Below are 21,104 nucleotides of genomic sequence, written 5' to 3'. Positions count from 1 at the left end.
CAGTCCCACCGGACTGCCCTTTTCGTTCACTTCGATCAACAAAAACCTAAACGAATTCGTCGCGCTGCGGGGTAAAGACCTCAATCAACCGACCCGCCGTCAGCGCCTTGGCCCCGTGCATCAGCCCGCCGGGCACGATAAAGCTACCCCCCTGTTCAAGCGTCTGAGTGTTGCCATCAATGGTCACGTCGAACCGTCCTTCAGCCACGTAACTCACCTGAATATGGGGATGCGCATGCAGGGGCCCGCCAGCACCTTTTTCAAATTTGAATTCAACCTGCATCAGTTCGGGCAAATGCAGCAACACCCGGCGCTTGGTGCCGGACGCCACATCCATCCATGCAACCGTATCGGCTTCGCCAAACAATTTTACTTCACTCAAGGGCCCGTCTCCAATCAAATACTCTGCCAACTGTGCCATCACACCACGCTTGCCAATCCGTCATGTAAGTGTTGCACTTGGGTTCACCGCAAGGTGATTTGCGCGGCCATGTTGCCGTAGGCTTAGCTTCAGGTCAAAGCCCAAAGTGGAGTAATGATGGGCGCCTATATACTTCGCCGCCTGCTGCTGATGATCCCGACAATATTCGGCATAATGGCAATCTCCTTTCTGGTGATACAGTTTGCGCCCGGCGGCCCGGTCGAGCAGGCTATTGCCCGCATGAGTGGGGTAAACTCGTCCCTCAGCGAGCGTTTCACCGGCAACGCCCAAGGCGATCTGGCTGGTCAGGGTACCGCCCAGACTGGCGAAGGCTCAGGTTCGCTCTATCGCGGCTCGCGTGGCCTCTCCCCCGAACTTGTCGCCAGACTTGAAATACAGTTCGGTTTTGACAAGCCCCCGCTGGAGCGGTTCGGGAAAATGCTCTGGAGTTATCTGCGCTTTGATTTCGGCGACAGTTACTATCGCGATATTTCAGTCATTGATCTGATCAGGGACAAGATGCCGGTGTCCATCTCGCTGGGCCTCTGGATGACCCTGCTTTCCTACGGCATTTCAATTCCGCTTGGCATCCGCAAGGCCATTTCAGATGGCTCACGTTTTGATATCTGGACCTCAACCGTCGTCGTCATCGGCTATGCCGTTCCCGGCTTTCTTATTGCCATTGCGCTGATCGTTCTGTTCGCCGGCGGCAGCTTCTGGAGCATTTTCCCGCTGCGCGGTCTGACCTCCACCGGCTTTGCCGACTTTCCATGGTACCAGAAGGTAATTGATTATTTCTGGCACCTCGTCTTGCCCATCATTGCCATGGGCGTTGGTGCCTTTGCCACCACGACGCTTCTGACCAAGAATTCCTTTCTCGATGAAATCAACAAGCAATATGTCACCACTGCCCGCGCCAAGGGCCTGACCGAAAATCAGGTGCTCTATCGCCACGTTTTTCGCAACGCCATGATGCTGGTGATATCGAGCTTTCCGGGTGCCTTCATCGGCGCCTTCTTTGGCGGCTCGCTCCTGATCGAAACCATATTCAATCTCGATGGACTGGGCCTGCTCGGTTTTGAATCGGTCGCCAATCGCGACTATCCTGTGGTATTTGCCACCCTCTACATCTTCTCCCTGCTCGGTCTCGTCATTTCGCTGATTTCTGACCTCGCCTATATGTGGATCGATCCGCGTATTGATTTTGAAAGTCGCGAAGTATGACTGGGTTGAGCGCGGCACCGGACAAGGTTGATCTGCTCCCCCGCAAACCCGGCAACCCCATTGCCCGTCGCCGCTGGGCCAATTTCCGCGCCAACAAGCGCGGTTACTGGTCGCTTTGGATTTTCCTCGTCATTTTCATTTTGACGCTCGGGGCCGAATTCATCGCCAATGATCGCCCCATTCTTGTCTCCTACAAGGGCGAACTGCTCTATCCTGCACTGGTCAATTATCCTGAATCCAAATTCGGCGGATTTCTCGCCACCACAGCCTATCGCGACCCATACATTGCCGACGAAATTGCCGCCAACGGCTGGGCTCTCTGGCCCGCGGTGCGTTTCAACTTTGCTACTGTCGACGACGTCCTGCCCCATTCCGCCCCAGTTGAACCAAGCTGGCTGATGAGCCGCGATCAAATCTGCCAAAACTATCCAATGGGCGTCGATGATTCCAATTGCATCTGGTCCAACTATCATCTCCTCGGCACCGATGATCGTGGACGCGATGTTGTGGCGCGCCTTATCTATGGCTTCCGCATTTCCGTGCTTTTTGGCCTCGTGCTCACCGTTATTTCCTCCATCATCGGCGTCGCCGCCGGTGCGGTGCAGGGTTATTTCGGCGGCTGGGTCGATCTGCTGTTCCAGCGCTTTATCGAGGTTTGGACCGCCGTCCCCGCACTCTACCTGCTGCTAATCATCTCGAGCGTCATCGCGCCCAGCTTTTGGGTATTGCTCGGCATCCTGTTGCTGTTCTCGTGGGTGTCGTTGGTGGGCATTGTGCGGGCCGAATTCCTGCGCGCCCGCAATTTTGAATATGTAAACGCCGCCCGCGCCCTTGGCGTTGCCAATCCCACCATAATCCTGCGCCACCTCCTGCCCAATGCCATGGTCGCCACCCTGACCTTTCTGCCCTTCATCCTGTCCGGATCGGTTGCAACCCTGACCTCGCTTGATTTCCTCGGCTTCGGCCTCCCCTCCGGCTCTCCTTCGCTCGGCGAGTTGCTTGCGCAAGGCAAAAACAATCTTCAGGCCCCCTGGCTCGGCCTCACCGGCTTTTTGACCATTTCCATCATGATGACCCTGCTGGTCTTTATTGGCGAAGCCGTGCGCGATGCATTTGATCCCAGAAAGACCCTGGCATGAGCGCGCCCCTCCTATCGGTTCGCGACCTCGGCGTGCGTTTCGGCGACGCTGACGCTGCCAAAAATGTCAGCTTCGACATTGCCCCGGGCGAAACCTTGGCGCTGGTCGGGGAAAGTGGTTCGGGCAAATCCGTCACCGCCCTCTCGATCCTCCAACTTCTGCCACCGACTGCCAGCCTGTCGGGACAAATCCTTTTCAAGGGCCAGGACCTGTTGAGCGCCAGCCCGCCGGCCCTCAGGAAAGTGCGCGGCAACGACATTTCGATGATTTTTCAGGAGCCGATGACCTCGCTCAATCCGGTGCACACAGTTGAGCGCCAGATCGGCGAAGTTTTGGCCATCCATGCCGGCCTGCGCTCTAACGCAGCCCGCGCCCGCACCATCGAACTGCTCGATCAGGTCGGCATTCCCGACCCTGCCAGCCGTCTCGCCGCGTTCCCGCACCAGCTTTCCGGCGGCCAGCGCCAACGCGTCATGATCGCCATGGCACTGGCCAATGAACCTGACCTTCTGGTTGCAGACGAGCCGACCACCGCCCTTGATGTGACGGTGCAGGCGCAAATTCTTGAGCTTCTCAAATCCCTGCAGCAACGCCTTGGCATGGCCATGCTGTTCATCACCCACGATCTGGGCATTGTGCGCCGCATTGCCGACCGCACCTGCGTCATGACCGCTGGTGAGATCGTGGAGGCCAATGACACCCAGGCCATATTCGACGCTCCCCAACATAGCTACACAAAGCACCTGCTCGCCGCCGCCCCACGCGGCACGCCACCAACACCGCGTCCCAAAGCAATCAAAATTCTTGAAGTCGAAAACCTGCGCATCTGGTTCCCCATTCGGCGCGGCATCTTTAAGACCACCGTCGGCCACATCAAGGCCGTCGATGGCGTCGACCTCACCGTGCGCCAGGGCGAAACATTGGGTGTGGTGGGGGAAAGCGGTTCAGGCAAATCCACCCTCGGCTATGCCCTCTTGCGCCTTCTCTCTTCCAACGGGCGAATTGTCTTCCTCGGCGAGGATATCCAGAACCAATCCTGGAAGGCCATGCGCCCCCACCGCGCCAAAATGCAGATCGTCTTTCAGGACCCGTTCGGATCACTCAGTCCACGCCTGTCGGTGGCTGACATCATTGGAGAAGGATTAAAGGTTCATTTTTCACATATAGATGCGGCTGAACGTGACACACGTGTTAGCAAAGTGTTGACAGAAGTTGGTCTTTCACCCGACCTGCGTTACCGCTATCCGCACGAATTTTCCGGCGGTCAGCGCCAACGCATCGCCATCGCCCGCGCCATGGTTCTGGAGCCGAAATTCGTCGTTCTGGATGAACCGACTTCGGCACTCGACGTCTCCATTCAGGCTCAGGTCGTTGACCTGCTGCGCGACCTGCAATCCCGACACGGGCTGACCTACCTTTTCATTTCCCACGACCTCAAGGTCGTCCGTGCCCTAGCCAGTTCCATGATCGTCATGCACAATGGCAAGGTCGTCGAACAGGGCCCGACCGAGCAGATTTTCGCAAATCCCAAAGAGACTTACACCAAAACTCTGATCGCTGCGGCCTTCGATCAGACGGCCATCGGCTCACCGCCTGCGAAATCTTGATGGTGAGCCCCTTCTACAAGTTCAGCATTCCGCCTAGACTGTTGCACCACAACCAGAATTTGCCCGGAGTGAACCCATGAAAATCACCACATTTGCCGCCACAACCGGGCTGGTTCTGTCCCTGCTAACCGGATTTGTTCAGACCTCCTTGGCCGACGACGGGCAATGGCATCACGCCAATTCTGCCATCGGCGAGCCTAAATATCCCGAAGGCTTTTCCCACTTCGATTACGTCAATGTTAACGCGCCCAAAGGCGGTCAGGTCCGTCTCGGCGCCATGGGCGGTTTCGACACGTTCAATCCAATCCTGCCCAAGGGCGAGGTGGAAGGAAATATCGGACTGATCTACGAAACCCTGATGACCCCGTCTCAGGATGAAGTATTGACCGACTACGGCCTGCTTGCCGAGGCGATGAAATATCCTGACGATTATTCCTCGGTAACATTCCGCATGGACCCCGCCGCTAAATGGCATGACGGCGAACCCGTTACAGTCGATGATGTCATTTGGTCCTATGAGAAGCAAAAAGAGCTTAACCCGCTGATCGCCCAATACTATGCCAACGTCACCGGTGTCTCTCAAACCGCTCCCAGCGAAGTTACCTTTACTTTTGATCAGACCGGCAACCGGGAACTACCCAAAATCCTTGGCCAACTGATGGTCCTGCCCCGCCACTGGTGGGAAGGCTCTGACGCCAAGGGCAACAAACGCGATATCGGTGCATCAACACTCGAACCGCCCCTGGGTTCAGGCCCCTATGAAATCGGCTCTTTCGAAGCCGGCCGCACCATCACCTACAGGCGCGTCAAGGACTATTGGGGCATCAATCACCCCACCCAGGTCGGCCAGAACAATTTTGACGAATACACCGTTGAGTACTTCCGCGACCTCGACGTCCAGTTCGAAGCCTTCAAGGGCGACCAGTTTGACTGGTGGTTGGAAAATCGCGCCCGCCGCTGGGCCACGGGCTATGACTTCCCCGCCGTCAAGGACGGTCGCGTCATTCAGGAACTGTTCCCCGAGCCTTATAACGCCTTGGGCCTGATGGTCGGCTTCATCCCCAATTTGCGTGAACCAAAGTTTCAGGACGAACGCGTCCGCAAGGCACTCAACTATGCTTTTGATTTCGAAGAACTGAACAAGACCATTTTCTTTGGCCAGTACGAACGCATCAACAGCTATTTCTACGGCCTTCCCTTCGCCTCCTCCGGTCTGCCCGAAGGCAAGGAACTGGAAATCCTCAACTCGGTCAAAGACAAGATCCCGGCCTCGGTCTATACCGTCCCCTATACCAATCCGGTCAATGGTGATCCGCAAAAACTGCGCGCTAATCTGCGCATCGCCTTGAACCTTTTGACCGAGGCTGGCTACAAACTCGACGGCCGCCGTCTGGTCGATGCCAATGGCCAGCAACTCAGTTTCGAGATCCTGCTCGACGGCCCCACCATCGAACCGGTGGCCTCCAATCTTGTCACCAATCTCGCCAAAATCGGCATCAATGCCACCCTGCGCACCGTCGACGGACCACAATATATCAACCGCACCCGCAGTTTTGACTACGACATGATTTACGGGGCATGGACCCAGTCGTTTTCGCCCGGCAATGAGCAGCGATACTTCTTTGGCTCTGGGTCTGCCGAACAGCAGGGTTCACGCAATTACGCCGGCATTGCCGATCCGGGCATTGATGCCCTCATCGATAAGTTAATATTCTCAAAAGACCGAGAAACCCTTGAAGCCGCTACCAAGGCGCTTGATCGGGTCCTGTTGGCACACGACTACGTAATTCCCGCCTACACCCTGCGCAAGGCCCGCTCTGCCCGTTGGAACCGGTTCAGCCATCCCGACAAACTGCCCGAGTTCGGCATCGGCTTCCCCTCGCTCTGGTGGTACGACGAAGCCAAAGCCAAAGTCACGGACGCCGGCTAGAGCAAACAAGGGCTGCCGATATTATTGCAGCCCCAACCTGCCTAGTAATCTTTTTCGTAGAACACACCGACACTGGAATTGCCGTCAGCGCCTGTTGACCCTTTGGCCGTCAGATCGTCGGTTATATCGAGATTGACTGTAACCCGGCTCTGCCCGTCTGCACCGGCCTGGACGCCTAGATAGATATTGTCTTGCACATAGGCCCCGGCCTGCACCGCAACATTGCCATTGGCATCGGTCACAATATCCAGATCAGCCAGGCCGGCTGCGCCGCGCAAACTGTCAAGCAGGCCATTATTGCCGCCGCCGCCAGCCAACTCCGCCACTGCCCCGGCAAGCTTCGCCAGCTGCAATGGCGAGAGCTCGCCAACAGAGCGCTTGAAGATCAGCCGCGACAGAACCTCATCTTGCGGTAGAGCGGGAGAAGATGAAAAATCAACCGAAATGTCCGACGCACGACCGGATACGGTCACGAAAACTGTGATCCCCTCGCCCTGTGTTCGCGCCACAAGATTCAAGTAGGGATTGAGATCGCCCACAAGCGTTACGGTGCCGCTATCAAAGGTTATGCGTTGACCCAGGATCGCCAATCGACCGCGATTGAGCGAGAAGCCACCCACCGGCTGGATATTGTTCAATGGCCCGGTAACGCGCACGGAACCACCCACTTCGGCGTCAAGCCCGCGACCACGAATGAATATCTGGTTTGGCGCATCAATATTGATATCGAGCAGCATACCGCTCGGCCTGTTGGAGGGCGTTGGCGCTGAACTACGTTCATCTGCCTTGGCCCGTGCCAGCGTCTGCGTCACCGCCCGTGGCGTATCGACATGCGTAACGTCAATCAGCGCCGAGCCATCACCAAAGCTTTCTGGAACAGTGATATCTGCTTTTTCAACCCCAATATTGCCCGCGAGCAAAGGGTTGCCGGTTAGATTACCCGTCAGTGCCAGATTGCCTGAAACCGTTGCGACGAACAGATTGCCATCGGCATAGCGCGCCGAATTAAGCCCCACTTGCACATTGGCTGGAAAACCATTGGTCAATGAAATCGATCCCGTTGCATTGACCGTACCGCCGGTCGCCAACCCTGCCGACAAGGATTGAATGACGACACGATCGCCTTCAAGATTGGCTGAACCCGTAATATTCTGAATCCGAACATTGGCCTCGGGGTCGACATAACTCGCCCCGTTGGTTGAGACAGAGCCGCTAAAGGCGGGCGCAGCTATGGTTCCGGTCACCCTTGCGTCAAGCGAAACGGTGCCGTTTGCCTGCCCGCCCCGATCCGCCACAAATCGATTGGCCAACGCCAATGGAGCCGAACCCGTCACCGACACATTGAGCCCACCGCCATCGAGCGGCACGATACCCGAACCCGAAACCTGCAACCCACGCGCACCTTCGGCGCGCAATCCCGCAAGGGTCACCACGCTGTTGGCGTAGCTGCCACTGACCGTTGCACTGAGCGGCGCGATGCCAAATTCGCTGATCGCTGCGGCGCTGATCCCATTGGCATCAGCGGTGAAACTAACCTGCGGCGCGCTGCTTCTGCCCGATATCTGCGCACTGCCATTCAGCGTGCCCGCCAGCCCAAGTTCGGGCATCACCGCATTGGCAATGGCCAGCGGCAGTGTACGAATATCAAGTGCAATATCGAGCGCTTCGCCCGCCGTGCCCCTCGCCGTCAAACTACCCGAACCCACGTTGAGCTGCACCGCATCCAACCTAACCGTACTACCCGAAACACTCAGTACCGTCGGAGCAGCCAGTCGAGCGGTCAATTGACCTTGGGCCAATTCAGCCCGATCCAGCCCTAACCGATAGCCGTTATCGACAGGCGTCAGCGTACCCGCCAGATCAATATCGCTGCCATTTTGCAAACGCGCTTTGGCGCTGAAATCCGTAGTAGTGCCCGTCTGGGCTGCAGTTGCGCTGAGTTGATCAATATCAACCCCGGCCGCTGAAACGCTCTGCGCGACAGCCGTTCCGTTAATAACCGGCACACCCAGTAGATCGCTCAGTTCGACCGAAATATCGGCGCTACCAACTATAATGTCGTTGAATGCCAATCCCTTGGCGTTGGCGGCGACATTGGCATTCTGCTGTCCGTCAGCCCCGACCAGAGCAATATCAGCATTGATCGCCCCTTTGGCTTCTGCCAGCAGCAGCGCCGCGGCGACAGAAACATCAGGGGCCGTCAATTTTAGCGCGCCATTAGTCAAGCCATCGCTCCCCCGTGTCAGATCGCCAGTGAGCCGGGTCCCCGCCGCCTGAAAATCAAGATCGCTCAACCGCTGTTGTTCATTGGAAACGCTGACATTGGCCTGCAAATCGGTGCGGAAGCCATCAAGCGATGCCTCGCCCCTGATTGCGCCGTTCAACCGATTGTCGAGCGTTGAGCCCGAAAAGCCCAGCATTGCATCACGCAGATTTTTGCCCGAAAGCTGCCCCTGCGGCACACTGACATCAAGGTTGAGCGCCAATTGCCCCCCTCTCCCTTTGCAGTGCCAACCACACTGGTCGCCCCGCTTGCTGCATCCGACAGAAGCGCCAGGTCCGACAGGCCCAAAGTGAATTTGAAATCGGCAATCGCATTGGAATAATTGCCATCGGCAGCCAATTGCACCTGCCGGTTACCCAGCCGGAAACCATCAGCCGAGAGCCCATCTTCGGTCCGCGCCACCCGCCCTGACAGGTCGACATTACCAGCCAAAAGTCCATCGGCAATCTTGTCGCTGATCGCCAGGTTTTGGCCAGTGCCATCCAGCGTCAGATCAAATCCGCCCGAGGCCGGGCTTATGGTGCCATTGGCCGCCAGATTAAGAGCGCCCGATAGGTCGCGCCCCGCCAACCCCGAAAAGGCGGCAATATTGCTGGTGTCCAGTTTAACATCGCCCTTGAATACCAGGCCGTCGACCACTCCACTGAGCGCTGCCGTCAGCGCCTTGCCGACAACGCGGAACTGCGCCAACTGCAAAGGTTCACCCGCCTTCCACAGCCCGGCAACCCCGACGCCGATAGTGTCGCCGAGCGCCGCCTCAACTGGCTCAGAGGCCACGATGCCCGAAACGTTGCCATCGCCATTGAACGTCACGCGCCGGGTACTGGCGTCAGCCAGATTAGCGGCGATCCCGCCCAACTTTAGCCCGATAGTGGACGCAGCAAAGCCCGCTGATTGAAACCCCTCCACGTCAAGCGTGCTGCTCCAGTCTTCCGACGCTGTGTTACCAAAATCAATGTTGAACTGCGCGCTTTGCAACAGCGTGGCACTGCCTGAAACAGGTAACGTCACTGCACCACCGGCCGGGTCCGCAATACTAGCGTCAAGTGTGAGTTGGGAAAGGAAGAAATCCGGCGTCGTTTCAGCATTCGCCGTTAATGCTAGTTGGCCGCCGCTGATCGCCAAGCGCCGGACGGATACGCCACCCTGATCGCGCAATATCGCATCGATTTGCAATGCGGTGTTGCTGCCAAAAAACGGCCGATAAGGCTCCGCAACCAGACTGGACAATGGGCCACCCAAATCCGATTTTACCTCATAGCCATTCCCGGTCTGGACGATCGCCGTTGTACCTGAGAGAGCCGTTTGCCCGTCGGCCTTTAGTTCGATCTGCGTCGCAAGATTGGCAACCGGTCCCGAGCCATTGATTGTCAGTTCAACTGCTGGACGTCCCTCAATATTGAGCAGGTTGGACAGCACCCCGTCCTTGGGTTCAGACAGTGCCAACCCCAGATCAATGGAGTTGGCTTCCTTTTGATAGGCAACATCAAGGTTCAATTGCCCACCGGGGCCATCAAGCCGCACGACGTCCAGCTTGGTCGTCAAATTCCCGCCATCAAGGGTCAACGACCCGCCGAGCGACACATCAGCTGCCAACCCAAAGACGCTCTGACCAAAACTCACCTTGGGAATATTGAGCTGTTCAAGAATGATGGCGACCGGAAATTGGGGGACTTCCAATGTCCCTGCCTCGGCGGGCGGCAAATCCATCTGATCATTGGGAATAGCATTGCGCGGATATTCAATGGAGTCAGCTGTTAGCGATTTGATCTCTAGCCGACCCAGAAACAGGGCAGCCTGGTTCCACGTCAGGCGAGCGTTGTTGACCCGCAGCCAAACCCCCTCGGCATCGGAAATGGTGATTTCGCGGATGGTGACATCCGAGCCCAGCGCGCCATCGATGTTGGAAAGTTCAATTTTGCGCTCGGGCGTCGAGAGCTTGTCCTGCACAAAACTGGTGAGCCAGTCTTTCTGCTGCTCCTCACTCATGCTGGCGACATCCTGCGCCATCGTGCCGACCAACACCGGGACACCAATGACCAACGCCATCACCGCCAGCGTCAGCGCGACAATCCAGCGCCGCACTATGTTAAATTGCCCCCTCAAAACGCCTGTCCAATGCCGATGTAAAGCGCATAATCAGGATCGCCAGCACGCTTGTTCAAGGGAATGGCAATGTCGGCACGCAACGGGCCAAGCCCGGTGTAATAGCGCACGCCCACCCCCGCGCCGAGCCGTAACTCATCAAGACTCGGGAAGGTGTCAGCGGCAACATACCCGCCGTCAATAAAGCCGACCGCGCCGAACTGCTCGTTGATTTTGGCCCGCGCTTCAAGCGATGCTTCAAGCAGATATCGGCCGCCGGTGACGGTGCCCGTGCCATCATCCACGCCAATGCTCTTGAAGCCATAGCCGCGAACCGAACCGCCGCCGCCAGCGAAAAACAACTTGTCCGGCGCAATTTCATTAAGGGCCGGCCCGACTAGGGCACCAGCCTTGACCCGACCTGCCAGAACAAATTTGTCATCCTGACCAAAGCCGAAATAGGTGCGTCCTTCAATCGTCGCCTGGACTGCGGGCTTGCCATAAAAGAACTCGTAAAACGGCTCGACATTGCCCGCCAGATAAATGCCATGCGCTGGATCTACTTTGTCGTCGCGCCCATCATAAATCGCGCCAGCATACACCCCGGCCGTGGTAAAGTCGCGCGTGCCAAAACTATCGTCGAACCGATTGCGCTCAAAACTGGCGCCCCCACTCAGCGTGAGTTGGTCCGAATAGAAATGCGTCAACCCCAAACGACCGCCAATCGAGGTTTCGGTATATCTCGGCACCACGGTACGTTCTGCCGAAATTGACGCCACCAGATCCGTATCCGGCGTCAAAAAACCCGGTTTAGTGAAGGTGCCGCCAAAGGCGTAGTCGAACTGGGCGGTATCAATTGGAAAGGCGATACTGGCGACTTTGGCGTCCAGCCGCAGTCTCTCCGCCTGTCCAAACAGATTGCGCCAGAGATGATAGCCCTCCAACCCCAACCCATCTACAGTCGAATAGGTAGCCCCAGCCCCAAACCGGCGCCCTGGCAACTCCTGGACGATCAATGTGTAGGGCAATAAGCCGTTGGTCTGGATGGCATCTGCCGCCTCCAGCCGCGCGGCCCGGAAGACCTCAAGCCGGTCAAGGCGTTTTTGCGCCCTTGCCAAGGCGTCGGGGTCGTATTCTTCCCACTCGATCAACCCGGTCTGCCGCCGCACGAAATCGGAATCCATCCGTTCTGTCCCGGTGACCGCCACCGGTCCAAAGGCCGCACGGGGCCCCGGATTGACCGTGATGGTCGCATCAACAGTATTGTTTGAATGGTCGGCGACCACGTCGCGTTTCGCAATGGCGGCCTTTGCATAGCCCTGCTGCCGCCAGGCACGCAGCGCCAACTGCTCTGCCTTGAGGATAACCCCGGATTTGGCGGTTTCACCCGCGCCATAGCCAATACCCAATGGCGGCTCGACATAGTCATCTGGATCCTCGGTCGGCGGTGCCTGATTGAGTACACTCACCCGATTGAAGCGAAACAACGGCCCGGGATTGACAAGTATCTGAACCGAAACGGGATCCGGCAATTCAATGTCGGGGCGCAAATTGGCAGCTTCGCGACCATCAACGAGAATATTGACCACTCCGCCATAATGGCCTTCGGCATAGAGCGCCGCTGTGATCCGGCGATAGTCGCCGCGCGCCTGCGCCAAAAGCCCCGCCGCGCCCGACGCTGGCGTGCCTTCACCTGACACAAGCCCTGAGGCACCGCGCACAACGTCATCAAGACCTTCGTCCGGCGCAACTTTTAGGTCAAGAACATAGGGTTGGGGATCGGCGATGACAGCATCTGCGTCAATTTCGCTCTGATCCTCGAACAATTTTAGGCCAAATATGTTCAAGGCCTGGCTCGGCTGTGTCAGCGCCATACCGGCAGCAACCACAAACACACCACGGGCGCAGATACTCAATACAAAACGCGCAATATGCAGTTATCTGTCCCCACCGATGACTTGGCTTTTCAGCCGGTGCCCATTCTGGGCATTTGTAGCAAAGATTCAGTTAAGTCGCCAGAACAGCCTTCTGTCGGCGCTCAATTTACCGTTCGGCAGTTCTATGTAGCCACAATAGGGCTAAGCCATGGCAATATATAGCCATGACGAGGCGTTGGACACAATTGTGATCACCACACGTTGCCAATCGGCGACACTTGCGCACCGGGATCATTCCCGCGCCAAGGCCTCAACCGGATCGAGCCGTGCTGCCGAGCGGGCGGGCATGAAGCCGAACACCACGCCAATCAGGCTTGACGACACTATCGCCAGAACAATGGACTCTGTGGAATAGGCCAGTCGTGCGCCAGCAACCATCTGGGTAAGCGCCGCACCCAGCCCGAACGACAAGGCGACGCCAGCACCGCCCCCGATGAAACAGACCAATACTGCCTCGATCAGAAACTGGCGCAGTATGTCGCCTCGCCTCGCACCGACCGCCATGCGAATACCGATTTCCTTGGTTCGCTCACTGACTGAAACCAGCATGATATTCATCACCCCGATACCGCCCACCACCAGCGAGATGATTGCAATGGTGGATATCAGCAGCGTCAAAGTGGCGCTGGTCCCCTCGATAGTGTCGCGAATAGTAGCGGTATTTTGTAGGAAGAAGTCGTCGGTGCCGTGAAGGCGGCTCATCAACGCCTGAAGTTCGGTTTCCGCTTGATCCATATCGACGTCATCGCGCACCCGGACCGAGATGGAATCGAGATAGTTCCGCCCCAAAATTCGGTCCATTGCTGTTGTGTAGGGCACGTAGATATTGGCGCTGTCGCCGCCGCGGCCAAAGCCTGTGACGGTTTTTACAACACCGATAACGCGCATCGGCACCCTGTCGAGCAAGATAACCTGACCAAGCGGATCTTCCCCATTGGGAAATATCGCCGCCTGAGCCGTTTCGTCGATTACCGCGTCCTGGGTGCGTTGCCGGATCGAAGCCTCGGACAAGAGCACCCCTTCAACAAGTTCACGTCCATTGACCCTGAAATAGCCCTCGCTCACCCCCGTGACAGAGGCGTTCGAGGCGGTATTGCGATAAAGTACTGTGGTGTTGGCGCTAACCAGCGGCGACACGCTATCGGTAAAACCCTGTTCGGCAATGGCCTCTGCATCGCTGGTTTTAAGCGTTCGAATACGGTTGGAGCTGCGATCGCCAAAACCGCTGCCTGGATAAACATTGATCGTGTTGGTCCCAATCGATGAAATACGTTCCAGCACGTCCTGCTGGCTACCCTGTCCCAGCGCCACCACCGAAACCACCGACGCGATCCCAATAATGATCCCCAACATGGTCAGAAAGGTTCGCAATTTGTGGGCGATCATGGCCCGCATGGCCATTCGCAACGCCTCTCCTGCCCGGTCCAGGCCCTCGCGCCAGCGTGCACTGCGCGCTATCGGCTCGTTCGCGTTCGTGTGCGACTCTCGCGTTTGGCCATCGCGGCTATCGCCAATGATTTCACCGTCGGCAATTTCTATTACACGGTCGCACTGAGCCGCGATTAGCGGATCATGCGTCACAATGATGATGGTGTGGCCATCCTCATGCAATTCATCCAACAGGGCCATCAATTCCTTGCCAGAGTGGCTGTCCAGTGCCCCGGTCGGTTCATCGGCCAGAATGACCTCGCCACCGTTCATCAAGGCACGCGCCACGCTGACGCGCTGCTGTTGACCACCCGATAGTGCAGCAGGACGATGGTCCAGTCGCTCACCCAGTCCAAGTCGGGTCAGTAGCTCGATCGCCCGCCGCCGCCGTACGCTCGGTTCCACGCCCGCATAAATCGCGGGCATTTCAACATTTTCCACCGCATCCAGATCAGCCAGCAACTGATAGCGTTGAAAAATAAAACCGAAATGCTCACGACGTAATTCCGCTAACTGGTCTGGCCCGAGCCGGGCGACCTCTCGTCCGGAAAAATTATAGGTACCGGCCGATGGCCGGTCCAGACACCCCAGAATATTCATCAATGTCGATTTGCCAGAGCCCGACTGGCCAATGATCGCCACCATTTCACCGGCGCGAATGTCAAGGTCTACGTCCTTGAGTACGTTGACGGTTTCCGCGCCGGTCTCGAACCAGCGGTTCAGCCCCTTGAGTGAAATGACAGGGTCACTCATCGCGGCCGGCCGCCGCCAAGACCACCCAGGCCTCGCCCATTGCCAGCAGCCGAATTGCTGCCGGTGCCTCGCGCCGCCCCCTGCCCACTCTGGATAATTCGCTCGCCTTCCGAGAGCCCCTCGGTAATTTCCGCTCGGATATTATTGTTTATGCCAACCTTTACCGGGACCGGGCGACGCTCTTCGGTCGTCGGATCGTAAATCATCACGGTCTGGCGACCTTTAGCACCCTGACGCAGCACCGAGCTGGGCACCAGCAGCGCATTGTCAGCGGCCGCCAAGACGATCGTGACCTGCGCGGTCATTGAAATGCGCAACTTGTGATCGGGATTGGGCACTTCGAACAACCCGTTATAATAAATCGCAGTATCGCTGGCACTACCGTCGGTTTTGATTGAAGTAGGCGCCGGTTCGATTTCGCGCAGCGTCGCATCAATCTTGTTGTCAGGCTCACCCAAAATGGTGAAATAGACCAGCTGTCCCGGCTGCACCCTTGTGACATCGGCCTCCGAAATTTCTGCCTTTATCACCATGGTGTCGAGATCGGCAATCTTGACAATAGTCGGCGTTGCCGACGATGCATTGACCGTCTGCCCCTCTTCCACAAGCACAGCCACTACCGTACCGGCGCCCGGTGCCACAATCTTTGCACGGCTCAAATTGAGTTGCGCCGACTCGACCGCCAGCGTGGCCTGGGTGATCTGGGCATCCAACCCGTCAATCTGCGCCTTGCCCGTTTCTACCGCTGCCTTGGCGGTCTCTAACTCGGTTTGGGCAATCAGGTTCTTTTCATACATCTGATTCGCGCGCGTCAGGGCGGTTTCGGCCTGTGACAGGTTCGCCTGCTGCACGCGCTTTTGCGCATTGATCTGTTTGAGCGCCGCCTCCGCCGCCTTGACCGCATTTTCCTGATTAAGGGAGTCGATGGTGGCGATCAGATCCCCCTTGGCGATTTCCTGGCCCAAATTGACGTCAAGGCTTTCGATGCGCCCTGAAACCTCAGCACCGACACTGACCAGTGAATTAGCTTCCAGCACACCAGAGGCGAGCACCGTGCTTTCAATCCGGCCGCGCGTGACCTCCACGGTTTGTGGCACCACAGCTGCCTGTGGTTTTTCAAAGCTCCACCACCAGGCCGCGCCTGTTCCACCAACCACCACCAGCAATACCAATACTCGAGCAACTGTCTTCAAGGCCCAATCCCTTAGAGTGAGACGGAAATATAGCCGTACCACCGCGCTGGGTCTTGTTAGATTTTGGTAAGGTTGCCTATCTTTTTCGCAATGTTGACAGGTCCATGAGTCAACCCACGGCACAGTTTTTTTGCCATCGACCGGTGCGCCATGCTAACCGGCAACTGAAATATTATTGGGAGCCCACTCATGTACAAAATGCTCGATCCCGCCGAACTAACGGTTTTCATCACCGGCGCCACATCCGGCTTTGGCGCAGCCGCAGCGCGCCGCTATGTTGCAGAGGGAGCGAAGATCATCGCCACCGGTCGCCGTACCGAGCGACTTGAGGCCTTGCAGGCCGAACTGGGCGCCGACAAATGCCATATCATTACCCTCGACGTTCAGGATCGCGCCGCGCTCAAGGCGGCAATTGCCGCCATTCCCGCCCCCTTCGCCAACATTAATGTTGTTCTGGCCAATGCGGGTCTGGCCCTCGGGCTTCAGCCTGCCTACGAAGCTGACGAAGACGACTGGGACACCATGGTGGCCACAAACATAAATGGTCTTCTCTACACCGTTCGGGCCCTCTTGCCCGGCATGATCGAACGCGGCGGCGGCCATGTCGTCACCATTGGTTCGGTGGCGGGTGATTATGCCTATCCCGGCAGTGGCGTTTATGGCGCGTCCAAAGCCTTCGTCAAACAGTTCGCGCTCAATCTTCGGGCCGATCTGCAAGGCAAGAATGTACGTGTCACCAATATCGAGCCCGGCCTGACCGAAACCGAATTTTCCCTGGTGCGTTTCAAGGGCGACGCTGATCGGGCCGGAAAGCCCTACGTAAATACCGTCGCCATGAACGCCGACGATATCGCAGAATCGATCTTCTGGACGACCATTCTGCCGCGCCATTTCAACGTCAACCGCTTGCAGATGATGGCAACGACGCAGGCGTTCGGTCCGTTCAACATCTATCGCGAAGACTGATAACGACTATTGGGGTGGCGCTTGATGAACGGCCCCGTTCTAATTGCCGAGCGCCCTGTCACGATTAGCGTTTCGGAACGCCAGCGGTGCCATACCGTAGGTGCGCCGGAACGACTTGGCCAGATAATTGCCATTAGAAAATCCACAAGCCGCCGCTATTGCGCCAATGCTCATATCAGTCGCCAACAGTAGCCGGCTGGCCCGCTCCATCCGGGCGCGAAAAAGATAGTGCGATGGCGCCTCGCCGACCGCGCCCGAGAACTGCCGCACAAAATGCCACCGGCTCGTGCCCGCGATCCGCGCCAGCCTTTCAACATCTAGTACCGATCCCAGATTGGCATCGATATAAGCCTTTACCCGCTCAACTGCCGCTGGCAGTTCTTCAATGGGCGCATGTCGCCCCTCCAGCATGCCGTCGTGGAGCGCCATTACCGCTGCGTATGCCGCCGCAGAGGCCGCACCCGATTGGTCGATTCCACCGCCGATTATCCCAAGGCACGCCGACGCTAGCCGGTCAATCGCCTGCCCACCCATATTGAACACAGGCCCTGCCCGTTCAATCACGCCGTGGGTCACCCGCAAAGCCTCGCGCCCATTTAACACCAGCCAGAAATAGTCCCAGCTCTCCCCCTGCTCCAACCAATATCGGTTGGCATGGGGAAATGTTAGCGCCATGGTTTGCCCAGGCTCCACCAAATAGCGGGTGCCCGAATAATCCAGATGCCCGCGGCCCGCCAATGTATGTTGAATAACCACGAACGGATCATTGCCACGTTTCAGCCCATCCCAAGAATATACCTCGTTCATGCGCTGTTCGTACCCGGCGCTGCGCACCATGCAATGCAGGTTCAGACTGCCCATGGGGACGTCAACCGCACGGACTGCGTGGCCGTATTCGATCAGGTCCTTGAGCACAATATTACCCTTCTTCGCATGACCTTTCTCTACATTAGTTCGGCCGCCTCGGCTAGTGATGAACAGGCAATATTCGGGCGACGCCCGCACATCGGAGGATTACCATGTCGTTCAAGATTGCCGTGATTGGCGCTGGATCAGTTGGCTTTACCAAAACCCTGATATCTGACCTGCTCAAAGTACCCGAATTCAGCAGCGTCGAATTTGCCTTGACCGATACCAATCCGCACAATTTGGATATGATTGGGCAGATCATCGGCAAAATCATCTCGGTCAACAATTTGCCCGCCACGGTAACGACAACCACCGACAGGCGGCAGGCGCTAACAGGCGCGCGTTACATCATGAGCTGTGTGCGCGTTGGCGGGCTGGAAGCCTTCGCAACTGACATCTCGGTGCCGCTCAAGTATGGCGTCGACCAATGCGTCGGTGACACCCTTTGCGCCGGCGGCATCCTTTATGGCCAGCGCAACATTCCGGTGATCCTCGATTTCTGCAAGGACATCCGGGAAGTGGCCGAACCGGGCGCGGTTTTTCTCAACTACGCAAATCCTATGGCCATGAACACCTGGGCTGCCAATGCCTACGGTGGCGTGCAAACCATCGGCCTTTGCCATGGCGTGCAACACGGCGCCGAGCAAATTGCGCGCGTCCTGGGAGTCGAAGATGACGAACTGGATTATATCTGCTCGGGCATCAACCATCAGACTTGGTACATCGACATCCGGGCCAAGGGCCGTAAGGTTGAAAAAGACGAACTGATTGCCGCCTTTGAGGCCCACCCAGCCTACTCCAAGCAGGAAAAAGTGCGCATCGACGTACTCAAGCGTTTTGGCGTCTATTCAACCGAAAGCAACGGACACCTTTCCGAATATCTTCCGTGGTATCGCAAGCGTCCCGAGGAAATCAGCAAGTGGATCGATATGTCCGACTGGATCCACGGCGAGACCGGTGGCTACCTGCGCTATTCCACCGAGCGCCGCAACTGGTTTGAAACCGATTTTCCGGTGTTCCTCGAGCAGGCCGCCAAACCCCTAAGCCAGCACAAGCGCACTAGCGAGCACGCTTCCTATATCATCGAAGCCATGGAAACCGGCCGCACCTATCGGGGCCATTTCAACGTGCCCAACAACGGTATCATTGCCAATTTGCCCGACGATGCCATCATAGAAAGTCCTGGCTTCGTTGACCGTTTCGGCCTCAATATGGTCGAAGGCATAACCTTGCCGCTTGCCTGCGCCGCCACCTGCTCCGCCTCAATTTCAGTGCAGCGCATGTCGGTCGAAGCAGCAGTGACCGGGGATATCGACATGCTCAAACTTGCCGTGCTGCACGACCCACTTGTCGGCGCCATCTGCACACCCGACGAAGTCTGGCAAATGGTCGATGAATTGGTGGTCGCACAGGCTCAATGGCTGCCCCAATATGCCAGCGCCGTTCCCGCTGCCAAGCAACGGCTGGCCAAGTCAACCGTCAAGACCAGCGATTGGCAGGGTGCTGCCCGCAAGCGGGTGCGTTCCGTTGAGGAACTACGCGAGGTAACCGGCGGCCACCACTAGTTTTCGTCGATTTCCATCTCCATGCGGGCGCCCCTTGTGGGACGCCCCACTTACTCCTAGAATTGAACACGGGAGATCCTAAGGCATGGAAAAACCGAGTCATTTCGTTATCGTCGGCGGCGGCACTGCCGGCTGGTTAGCCGCATTTATTCTGCAGGATACCGCCAAACGGCAAAAGCTCAACGCGCGCTTTTCCGTCGTCGAATCCTCAAAGATTCCCACCGTCGGTGTCGGTGAATCCACCACCGCTGTTTTCCGTATTTTCCTAAAACATTTTGATCTGGATGAGTTCGCCTTCCTGCGCGAAACTCGCGCCACGATCAAACTGGGCATTCGGCATCAGGATTGGCGCCAAAAGGGCCACAGCTATTTCGGCCCCATTGATGATCCGCATCAGGTCATAGCTGCCCCCAAAGGCGCGCCCTCGGACTACCTCAATGTCTTTAGCGTTGCCGCTGGTCGACCGGTGCAGGACATGCATTTGTTCGAACATCTGTTTCAAGCCAACAAGGCCCCCTATGCGCAAAAGCCGGACGGCTCCCTGATCGCGCTGGGGCCGTTTCACTACGCCTATCAGTTTGATCAGGCACGCGTCGGCCAATATCTGAAACGCCAGTCCAAAGGCATTGAGATCATCGATGCCACTGTTGCCGAAGTCGCACGTGATCCCGTAACCGGTGACATCATTTCCCTTGAAATGGAAGATGGCCAAAGTCTGGCGGGTGACTTTTTCATCGACGCCACCGGATTCCGCAAGCGCCTGATTTTAAAGGAAATGCAGGCCAATTGGCTTAGTTTCGGTGATGCACTTCCGGTCAACCGTGCGCTCCCCTTCTGGCTGCCAATTCCAGAAGGCGAGGCCATTCCCAATCACACGCTGGCCTGGGCGCAGAATAATGGCTGGATGTGGAAAATTCCCACGCAAGAGCGCTATGGCTGTGGCTATGTTTTTTCTGATCAGTTCATCAGTGCTGACGAAGCAAAGGCAGAAATAGAACAGAGCCTTGGCCATGAGATCGACGTGCGTAACGACATAAAACTTGATGCCGGACGGCTTGAAAATGCATGGATCGGCAACTGCGTTGCAGTAGGTTTGAGCTCGAGCTTTCTGGAACCGCTCGAATCCACCTCGATTCACGGCACCATCGTGCAAATGATGCTGTTCGCAGAACATTTCCTGCGCGACCCCAGCGCGATGACCTCAAACCATCGCGCTGATTACAATGCCCGCATCGCCCGCCAGGTCGATGATTTCCGCAGCTTTGTCAGTCTTCACTACATGACAGAGCGAGATGACACACCCTTCTGGCGCGATGTAACCGAAAATCGCATCCATGGCGAAACCCGAGAAAGACTTGAGTATTGGAAACACTCCATGCCGCGCCATGAACACTTCCCGGCATTTCTGGGCGGACTACCGCATGTGGAATCCCAACTCCATTACCCCGTCCTGGATGGGTTGGGCCTGTTGGATGCAGGCTTGGCACGTCAGGAAATGGCCCAAACGCCAAAACTACGCAGCTTTGCGCGTCAAACTGTCGATAGTTTGACCCGCGAATATCGCGCCGCAGCCAATGTCGCCCTGCCGCACGCCAAGTTTTATGAATTGATAAACGCGATGGAGTGACCGAAAACGCAAATGACCCCGGCACAGGGCACCGGG

14 protein-coding genes are annotated in these 21,104 nt (G+C 57.1%); 7 read left to right on the top strand and 7 right to left on the bottom strand.

The annotated features are described in order from the left end of the window. Positions 1-46 precede the first annotated feature (46 nt). A complete protein-coding gene (locus tag PSQ90_RS11870; RefSeq protein ID WP_407648116.1) occupies positions 47-382 on the bottom strand; it encodes a cupin domain-containing protein in 336 nt (111 codons plus the stop codon). Positions 383-538: 156 nt separating this feature from the next. Between PSQ90_RS11870 and PSQ90_RS11865 the strand changes: the two genes are divergently transcribed. The 4 genes from PSQ90_RS11865 to PSQ90_RS11850 all read left to right on the top strand — a co-directional run bounded on the left by PSQ90_RS11865 (position 539) and on the right by PSQ90_RS11850 (position 6,321). Beyond that, complete coding sequence (locus tag PSQ90_RS11865) at positions 539-1,645, top strand: microcin C ABC transporter permease YejB (RefSeq protein ID WP_282213053.1); 1,107 nt, start codon at positions 539-541, stop codon at positions 1,643-1,645. After that, the gene (locus PSQ90_RS11860) at positions 1,642-2,784 is read left to right on the top strand and encodes an ABC transporter permease (RefSeq protein ID WP_282210507.1); all 1,143 of its coding nucleotides are present in this window, start codon (positions 1,642-1,644) and stop codon (positions 2,782-2,784) included. Before PSQ90_RS11865 ends, PSQ90_RS11860 begins: the two co-directional genes overlap by 4 nt. Continuing rightward, positions 2,781-4,391 carry an ABC transporter ATP-binding protein gene (locus PSQ90_RS11855; RefSeq protein WP_282210506.1) on the top strand — a complete coding sequence of 537 codons (1,611 nt, stop codon included), beginning with the start codon at positions 2,781-2,783 and terminating at the stop codon, positions 4,389-4,391. The genes PSQ90_RS11860 and PSQ90_RS11855 overlap by 4 nt, the downstream gene beginning before the upstream one ends. Before the next feature lie 76 nt (positions 4,392-4,467). After that, on the top strand, positions 4,468-6,321 hold the full coding sequence (locus PSQ90_RS11850) for an extracellular solute-binding protein (protein WP_282210505.1): 1,854 nt from the start codon (positions 4,468-4,470) through the stop codon (positions 6,319-6,321). 41 nt (positions 6,322-6,362) lie between these two features. On the opposite strand, the gene PSQ90_RS17155 is transcribed toward PSQ90_RS11850, so the two are convergent. The 5 genes from PSQ90_RS17155 to PSQ90_RS11825 form a co-directional block, all read right to left on the bottom strand. Continuing rightward, a complete protein-coding gene (locus PSQ90_RS17155) occupies positions 6,363-7,928 on the bottom strand; it encodes a translocation/assembly module TamB domain-containing protein (protein WP_407648216.1) in 1,566 nt (521 codons plus the stop codon). Between the two features lie 773 nt (positions 7,929-8,701). Next, complete coding sequence (locus PSQ90_RS11840; RefSeq protein ID WP_282210503.1) at positions 8,702-10,711, bottom strand: translocation/assembly module TamB domain-containing protein; 2,010 nt, start codon at positions 10,709-10,711, stop codon at positions 8,702-8,704. Further along, the gene (locus PSQ90_RS11835) at positions 10,708-12,606 is read right to left on the bottom strand and encodes an autotransporter assembly complex protein TamA (RefSeq protein ID WP_456077140.1); all 1,899 of its coding nucleotides are present in this window, start codon (positions 12,604-12,606) and stop codon (positions 10,708-10,710) included. Before PSQ90_RS11835 ends, PSQ90_RS11840 begins: the two co-directional genes overlap by 4 nt. A gap of 252 nt (positions 12,607-12,858) precedes the next feature. Then, positions 12,859-14,808, bottom strand: coding sequence for a MacB family efflux pump subunit (locus PSQ90_RS11830; RefSeq protein WP_282210502.1), 1,950 nt, complete (start codon positions 14,806-14,808; stop codon positions 12,859-12,861). Next, positions 14,805-16,001 (bottom strand): efflux RND transporter periplasmic adaptor subunit, encoded by a 1,197-nt coding sequence (locus PSQ90_RS11825; protein WP_282210501.1) that lies wholly within the window; start codon positions 15,999-16,001, stop codon positions 14,805-14,807. The genes PSQ90_RS11830 and PSQ90_RS11825 overlap by 4 nt, the downstream gene beginning before the upstream one ends. Before the next feature lie 189 nt (positions 16,002-16,190). On the opposite strand from PSQ90_RS11825, the gene PSQ90_RS11820 reads away from it, so the two are divergent. Continuing rightward, complete coding sequence (locus PSQ90_RS11820) at positions 16,191-16,967, top strand: SDR family NAD(P)-dependent oxidoreductase (RefSeq protein WP_282210500.1); 777 nt, start codon at positions 16,191-16,193, stop codon at positions 16,965-16,967. 39 nt (positions 16,968-17,006) lie between these two features. On the opposite strand, the gene PSQ90_RS11815 is transcribed toward PSQ90_RS11820, so the two are convergent. Beyond that, entirely contained in the window at positions 17,007-17,882 is an 876-nt protein-coding gene (locus PSQ90_RS11815) for a helix-turn-helix domain-containing protein (RefSeq protein ID WP_282210499.1), read from the bottom strand. A 104-nt stretch (positions 17,883-17,986) separates the two neighbouring features. On the opposite strand from PSQ90_RS11815, the gene melA reads away from it, so the two are divergent. Together melA and PSQ90_RS11805 are read left to right on the top strand one after the other, a co-directional pair. Next, positions 17,987-19,441, top strand: a complete 1,455-nt coding sequence (gene melA, locus PSQ90_RS11810) for an alpha-glucosidase/alpha-galactosidase (RefSeq protein ID WP_282210498.1) — start codon at positions 17,987-17,989, stop codon at positions 19,439-19,441. An 85-nt stretch (positions 19,442-19,526) separates the two neighbouring features. Beyond that, positions 19,527-21,068, top strand: a complete 1,542-nt coding sequence (locus tag PSQ90_RS11805; RefSeq protein ID WP_282210497.1) for a tryptophan halogenase family protein — start codon at positions 19,527-19,529, stop codon at positions 21,066-21,068. Positions 21,069-21,104 lie beyond the last annotated feature (36 nt).

Origin of the sequence: Devosia rhodophyticola, assembly GCF_028816475.1 — a bacterium.
In the GTDB taxonomy this organism is placed as follows: domain Bacteria; phylum Pseudomonadota; class Alphaproteobacteria; order Rhizobiales; family Devosiaceae; genus Devosia; species Devosia rhodophyticola.
This window is presented reverse-complemented; position numbering and strand designations above follow the sequence as displayed.

Bases quoted from the DNA above. Each gene is read 5' to 3' on its own strand.
- PSQ90_RS11855 (WP_282210506.1), top strand. From the start codon at position 2,781: ATGAGCGCGCCCCTCCTATCGGTTCGCGACCTCGGCGTGCGTTTCGGC.
- PSQ90_RS11865 (WP_282213053.1), top strand. From the start codon at position 539: ATGGGCGCCTATATACTTCGCCGCCTGCTGCTGATGATCCCGACAATA.
- PSQ90_RS17155 (WP_407648216.1), bottom strand. From the start codon at position 7,928: ATGCCCGAACTTGGGCTGGCGGGCACGCTGAATGGCAGTGCGCAGATA.
- melA (WP_282210498.1), top strand. From the start codon at position 17,987: ATGTCGTTCAAGATTGCCGTGATTGGCGCTGGATCAGTTGGCTTTACC.
- PSQ90_RS11820 (WP_282210500.1), top strand. From the start codon at position 16,191: ATGTACAAAATGCTCGATCCCGCCGAACTAACGGTTTTCATCACCGGC.
- PSQ90_RS11830 (WP_282210502.1), bottom strand. From the start codon at position 14,808: ATGAGTGACCCTGTCATTTCACTCAAGGGGCTGAACCGCTGGTTCGAG.
- PSQ90_RS11860 (WP_282210507.1), top strand. From the start codon at position 1,642: ATGACTGGGTTGAGCGCGGCACCGGACAAGGTTGATCTGCTCCCCCGC.
- PSQ90_RS11850 (WP_282210505.1), top strand. From the start codon at position 4,468: ATGAAAATCACCACATTTGCCGCCACAACCGGGCTGGTTCTGTCCCTG.
- PSQ90_RS11805 (WP_282210497.1), top strand. From the start codon at position 19,527: ATGGAAAAACCGAGTCATTTCGTTATCGTCGGCGGCGGCACTGCCGGC.